This window comes from Mesorhizobium sp. M7A.F.Ca.ET.027.03.2.1, from assembly GCF_003999175.1.
In the GTDB taxonomy this organism is placed as follows: Bacteria; Pseudomonadota; Alphaproteobacteria; order Rhizobiales; family Rhizobiaceae; genus Mesorhizobium.
Map to the genome: position 1 here is coordinate 1 of NZ_RZOM01000305.1, position 6,003 is coordinate 6,003.

Below are 6,003 nucleotides of genomic sequence, written 5' to 3' on the forward strand. Positions count from 1 at the left end.
TACCGGCAGCGTCGGCATATCCGCCTTCCCATCCCTGCACGTTGCGATGGCGGTGCTGTTTGCCCTCTATGCAACACGGCGGTCCCGGCTGGCCGGTCTTGTGATGTGGTTATTCGCCGGCGTCATTATGGTCGGTTCCGTCGTGCTTGGCTGGCACTATGCCTTGGATGGCTATGCGGGTGCATTCCTGATGATCGCGATCTGGAAGGTGTGCGGATATTTGGTGGCCCGTTTCTCGCCGGACCGCATGGCCGCTGAAATCGAGAGCTCCACCATGCAATCGCCGGCGGTTTGCGGGCTGTAAATTCGCCGATCTGGGCGACCCCGCCTGCGGCGGCCATGCCGGTCAAAACGGCTCAAGGGCCGCGCTGGATGGGTTGGATAGTTTCTGAAACGCTGTTGGATACGGTGCTTGCCGAAGCTTCTCTGCGATCGTATCCGCGCATTGCCCAGGGCTGAGGAGCGAGGTATCGATCTCCAGATCGTACACGCCGGGCCGGTGGACCTCTTCTTGCCACAGACGCACGGGCAGCGGCACGGGAACATCTGATGAGCCGGTTACATATTCCTTGTCTGCCGCGCTGGCTGCACGCCTTTCCATGATGATTTCAAGCGGGCAGCGAACACCGACAAACAGCACCGGCAGACCTACAAGCCGGCGCGCGCAATCGGCCACAATGTGAAGTGGCTTCGAATAGGCATCGTGATGGCCGACATCCGCCACGACATTCAGCCCCAGCCGGCTGTGGGCGGCGATCGATTCGTAGAGCCCGGCGTGAAATCCGGGCACGAGGGCCTCAAGGTCGGGACGCTCGCCGCCGAGCCGCAATCCTATCCCAGGCCGATAGCGTGCCGGCGTAGCCTGCTCGTAAACGTCGACGCCGAGATTGATCCAGACGCCATCGAAGCGCTCCTGAACAGCTCTGGCGATGCTTGTTTTTCCCGATCGCGGCGCACCGTTCAGGATGATGATCTGGCCGCTCATGCCCCTCCTCCTTGCAAACGAAAAAAGCCCCGTTTCCGGGGCTTTTCGACTTTCCTCAAGGTCAGTTCTTTCTGGGCAGTTGCGGGACGAGACTGCGCTTGCCGCCGTCCTTGCCCTTGGCTTCGGGCTTCTGCGCCACCAGCTTCTTGGCCGCCGGCTTCTTCGCTACGGCCTTTCTGGGCTTCGGCGTTTCTTCCGGCTCTTCCTTCTTCGGCTTCACCGGCGCCTCGTCGGCCAGCGATTCGAGCTTCAGGCCGGTCTCGCCGGTTTCCTTCTTCTCGACGGTGACGCGCACCGTGCCGCCCTTCTTGAGCTTTCCGAACAGCACCTCGTCGGCCAACGGCTTCTTGATATGCTCCTGGATCACACGGCCGAGCGGCCGCGCTCCCATGCGCTCATCATAACCCTTGTCGGCGAGCCAGGCGATCGCATCCGCCGACAGGTCGAAGGTGACGCCACGCTCGGAAAGCTGGGCCTCGAGCTGCATGACGAACTTCTGCACCACCTGATGGATGACCGGCACCGGCAGCGAGCCGAACGGGATGATTGCGTCGAGCCGGTTGCGGAACTCCGGCGTGAACAACCGGTTGATCGCCTCCACATCGTCGCCTTCGCGCTTGGTCGAGCCGAAGCCGATCGCCGCGCGCTGCGCATCCGACGCGCCCGCATTGGTGGTCATGATCAGGATCACATTGCGGAAGTCGATCTGCTTGCCGTTATGGTCGGTCAGCTTGCCGTGGTCCATCACCTGCAACAGGATGTTGAACAGGTCCGGATGCGCCTTCTCGACCTCGTCGAGCAACAGCACGCAATGCGGATGCTGGTCGACGCCGTCCGTCAGAAGACCGCCCTGGTCGAAGCCGACATAGCCCGGAGGCGCGCCGATCAGCCGCGAGACGGTGTGGCGTTCCATATATTCCGACATGTCGAAGCGGATCAGCTCGACGCCGAGCGAGGCGGCCAACTGCTTGGCCACTTCGGTCTTGCCGACGCCGGTCGGGCCGGAGAACAGGTAGGAGCCGATCGGCTTCTCCGGTTCGCGCAGGCCGGCACGTGCCAGCTTGATCGCCGAGGTCAGCGCGGTGATCGCAGTGTCCTGGCCATAGACGACGCGCTTCAGCTCGATATCGAGGCCCTGCAGCACCTTCTCGTCATCGGCCGAAACCGTCTTCGGCGGGATGCGGGCCATGGTGGCGATCGTCGCCTCGATCTCCTTGATGCCGATCGTCTTCTTGCGCTTGGCTTCGGGCACCAGCATCTGCGAGGCGCCGGTCTCGTCGATCACGTCGATCGCCTTGTCCGGCAGCTTGCGGTCGTTGATGTAACGTGCCGACAGTTCCACCGAGGCCTTGATCGCCTCGTTGGTGAACTTCACCTTGTGGAACTCCTCATAATAGGGCTTGAGGCCCTTCATGATCTCGATGGCGTCCTCGATGGTCGGCTCGTTGACGTCGATCTTCTGGAAGCGCCGCACCAAAGCACGGTCCTTCTCGAAGAACTGGCGGAATTCCTTGTAGGTGGTCGAGCCGATGCAGCGGATCGCACCCGATGACAGCGCCGGCTTCAACAGGTTGGACGCATCCATGGCGCCGCCTGATGTTGCCCCTGCCCCGATGACCGTGTGAATCTCGTCGATGAACAGCACGGCACCGGGATAGTCCTCGAGCTCCTTGACGACCTGCTTCAGCCGTTCCTCGAAATCGCCGCGATAGCGCGTGCCGGCGAGCAGCGTACCCATGTCGAGCGCGAAGATGGTGGCGTTGTGCAGCACTTCGGGAACGTCGCCCTCGACGATGCGCTTGGCCAGACCCTCGGCGATCGCCGTCTTGCCGACGCCGGGGTCGCCGACATAGAGCGGGTTGTTCTTGGAGCGGCGGCACAGCACCTGGATGGTGCGGTTGATCTCGGATTCGCGGCCGATCAGCGGATCGATCTTGCCGGCCTTGGCCTTGTTGTTGAGATTGACGCAATAAGCCGTCAGCGCGTCCTGCTGCTGCTTCTTCTTGCCGCCTTCCTCTTGCGGCTCGGCGCCGTTCTGGCCGCCCTGCTCGTCATCGGCACCGCGCGGCGAGCGTGTCTCCGACGCGCCCGGACGCTTGGCAATGCCGTGCGAGATGTAGTTGACCGCGTCGTAGCGGGTCATCTGCTGTTCCTGCAGGAAATAGGCGGCATGGCTCTCGCGCTCGGCGAAAATGGCGACGAGCACGTTGGCGCCCGACACTTCCTCGCGGCCGGACGACTGCACATGGATCACCGCGCGCTGGATGACGCGCTGGAAACCGGCGGTCGGCTTGGAGTCCTCGTCGTAACCGGTGACGAGGTTGTCCAGCTCGGTGTCGATATAGGTGAGAACCGTGTGCTTGAGCTCATCGAGATCGACATTGCAGGCGCGCATGACGGCGGCCGCCTCGGTGTCATCGATGAGCGCGAGCAGCAGATGTTCTAGGGTTGCATATTCATGGTGCCGCTCATTGGCGAGCGTCAGCGCCTGGTGAAGCGCCTTTTCCAGGCCTTGGGAGAAAGCCGGCATGTTACCTCACTTCTTCTCCATCACGCATTGCAGCGGATGCTGATTCTGTCGGGCGAAATCCATGACCTGGGACACTTTGGTCTCGGCCACCTCGAATGTATAGACCCCGCACTCGCCCACTCCATGATTGTGAACATGAAGCATGATGCGTGTGGCGGCTTCGCGATCCTTCTGGAAAAAACGCTCCAGCACGTGAACCACGAACTCCATCGGAGTGTAGTCGTCGTTGAGGATGAGGACCCGATAAAGGCTGGGCTTCTTGGTCTTGGTTTTGGTGCGCGTGATGACGGCCGTCCCACGGCCGGCCCCATTGCCGTTACCGTCGCCGTCTTGCATTCGCACCACTCGTCTCGTGGCAGTCAAACCTGAAGTCACGTATTCCTGCCTCTTTCGATTCCCCATGCGAGTTCGACATGTAGGTGTTCGATGTACGATTTTAAGCCCTTCTGGTTAGCTGACAATATGGCTAGGTCACCAACTTGGACGATTTTCGCAATCGTGAAGGGGCGCGAGGCTCTGGAACGGAAATTGACACGAAAAAGCCCGGCCGCGTTTCCGTAGCCGGGCTTTTTCTCGGGTTCAAAGGCTGAATCTGGTGCACGTCAGGCGAAATCAGTTCGCCCGGGCAAAATTACTTTGCCTTGGCAACGATCGATTCGAATGGCTTGTAAGCTTCCTTGGCGAGTTCGGCATAAAGATCGCCGATCTTGGTGGCCTCGGCGACGAACGCCTCATAAGACTGCTTGGCGTAGTCCGACTGGATCTCGATCGCCTTTTCCAGCGACTTGGCTGAAAACAGCTTCTCCACAGTGGCGCTGCCGGTTTCAAAACTCTTCTTGGTGTATTCACCAGCCTCGGTGGCAATCGCCTGCGCGCCCTTGGACAGCGACGCGAAGCTCTTCAATCCGGTGTCGGCGAACTCTTTGCCGTATTTGCTGAAGTCCTCATAGGTCTGGGTCATTTCACGATTCCCTTGACGGTTGAGGCGTCCTTCTTCGGGGCGCCCTTGTGCAATGCAAGATAATATATTGTGCGCCGCACAAAAGTCAAGATTTCGCGGGCTTGCGGGCCCGCCTGCGCAGCCAATGGCTAAAAATCGAATAAAGAGAACCTCAAGCCCGAAGAAAATGGTGAACGCGGCGGTTACCATAAACGGATTGGTAACGCTGCGCCGGTAGCTTGACCGGAAGCGAGGCAGGACCCTTTGCCGCCTCCAACGCAACGAAGAAATCCAAGGGAAGTACCAGTGCGTAAGGCGTTGTTGGGCATCGTTTCCAAATCCACCTCCCCTCTCAAAACGATGATGATCGTCGCCTTGGCGATGACATTCGTTTTTGGCGACGTTGCCTCGTCGCTGGCGGCCAGGCAGGCGGCCATCGTCGTGGATGCCAAGACCGGCAAGGTGCTTTACTCCGCAGATGCCAACGGCAGGCGCTACCCAGCTTCGCTGACCAAGATGATGACGCTGTATCTGACCTTCGAAGCGATGGCGAAGGGCAAGATCAGCAGGAACACGCCAGTGGTGTTTTCCGCCAAGGCCTCCGCCGAGGCGCCGACGAAACTTGGCGTGAAGCCGGGCGGTTCCGTCACGGTCGAGACCGCGATCCTGTCGATCGTCACCAAATCGGCGAACGACTCGGCCACCGCGCTCGGCGAAATGCTCGGCGGCAACGAAACCACTTTTGCCCGCATGATGACCGCCAAGGCGCGTGCGCTGGGCATGAACGGCACCGTGTTCCGAAACGCCAATGGCCTGCCCGACCCCGGCCAGTTCACCACCGCGCGCGACATGGCGACGCTCGGCATCGCGCTGCGCGAGCATTTTCCGCAGTATTACGGCTATTTCTCGCAGCGCTCCTTTCTCTACGGGCGCAAGCGCATCAACGGCCACAACCGCCTGCTTGGACGTATCAAGGGTGTCGACGGCATCAAGACGGGCTACACCCGCGCCTCCGGCTTCAACCTCGTCTCGTCGGTTTCCGATGGCAATCGCCGCATCGTCGGCGTGGTCATGGGCGGCACCTCGGGCGGCAGCCGTGACAATCAGATGGCCAACCTGATAAACACCTATCTGCCGAGGGCATCGACTCGCGGTGGTGGCGATCTGGTCGCCAAGGCCGGTGGCAACAACCCGATCACCGCCCTCGCCAAGGTTCTTCTGCCCAAGCATGACGCTCCGACACCGGACGACAAGCCTGTCATAGCGCAGGACGATGCAATCGTTGCCGAGGACGCCACGGTCGCCGAAGACGATACCGCGCAGGCCGAGGAAGCAGCTCCCGTCGTCAAGACCAGAAAGGTCAAGACCGTCATCGTTTCAGCCCCCCAGGTCGCGACGGCCCAGGTGGTAGCGGCCTATGCCGAGCCGACGCCGGCGGCTGTCGACCCGGTCAACACCGCGTCGGTGCCGTCGGGCTGGGCCATTCAGGTCGCCTCGTCGCCCAAGCAGTCCGAGGCCCAGGCCTTTCTCGACAAGACCACCAAGCAG

Annotated in this window: 6 protein-coding genes; 2 read left to right on the forward strand and 4 right to left on the reverse strand. The window is 61.2% G+C overall.

All coding sequences use genetic code 11. From position 1 onward, the window contains the following. On the forward strand, positions 1–304 hold a 304-nt coding region (locus EN750_RS15315; RefSeq protein WP_127396922.1), incomplete at its 5' end, for a phosphatase PAP2 family protein. A 42-nt stretch (positions 305–346) separates the two neighbouring features. Here the strand turns inward: EN750_RS15315 and EN750_RS15320 are convergent. The 4 genes from EN750_RS15320 to EN750_RS15335 form a co-directional block, all read right to left on the reverse strand. Next, entirely contained in the window at positions 347–985 is a 639-nt protein-coding gene (locus EN750_RS15320) for a chloramphenicol phosphotransferase (protein ID WP_127396923.1), read from the reverse strand. Between the two features lie 61 nt (positions 986–1,046). Then, positions 1,047–3,515: an ATP-dependent Clp protease ATP-binding subunit ClpA gene (clpA, locus tag EN750_RS15325; protein ID WP_127258970.1), complete on the reverse strand. Its 2,469-nt coding sequence runs from the start codon at positions 3,513–3,515 to the stop codon at positions 1,047–1,049. A 6-nt stretch (positions 3,516–3,521) separates the two neighbouring features. After that, positions 3,522–3,851 (reverse strand): ATP-dependent Clp protease adapter ClpS, encoded by a 330-nt coding sequence (clpS, locus tag EN750_RS15330; RefSeq protein WP_023812950.1) that lies wholly within the window; start codon positions 3,849–3,851, stop codon positions 3,522–3,524. A 295-nt stretch (positions 3,852–4,146) separates the two neighbouring features. Then, positions 4,147–4,476 carry a phasin family protein gene (locus EN750_RS15335; RefSeq protein WP_013531776.1) on the reverse strand — a complete coding sequence of 110 codons (330 nt, stop codon included), beginning with the start codon at positions 4,474–4,476 and terminating at the stop codon, positions 4,147–4,149. Positions 4,477–4,761: 285 nt separating this feature from the next. Here EN750_RS15335 and EN750_RS15340 point away from each other — a divergent pair. Next, the coding region (locus tag EN750_RS15340; RefSeq protein WP_145967673.1) for a D-alanyl-D-alanine carboxypeptidase family protein at positions 4,762–6,003 on the forward strand (1,242 nt) is incomplete at its 3' end.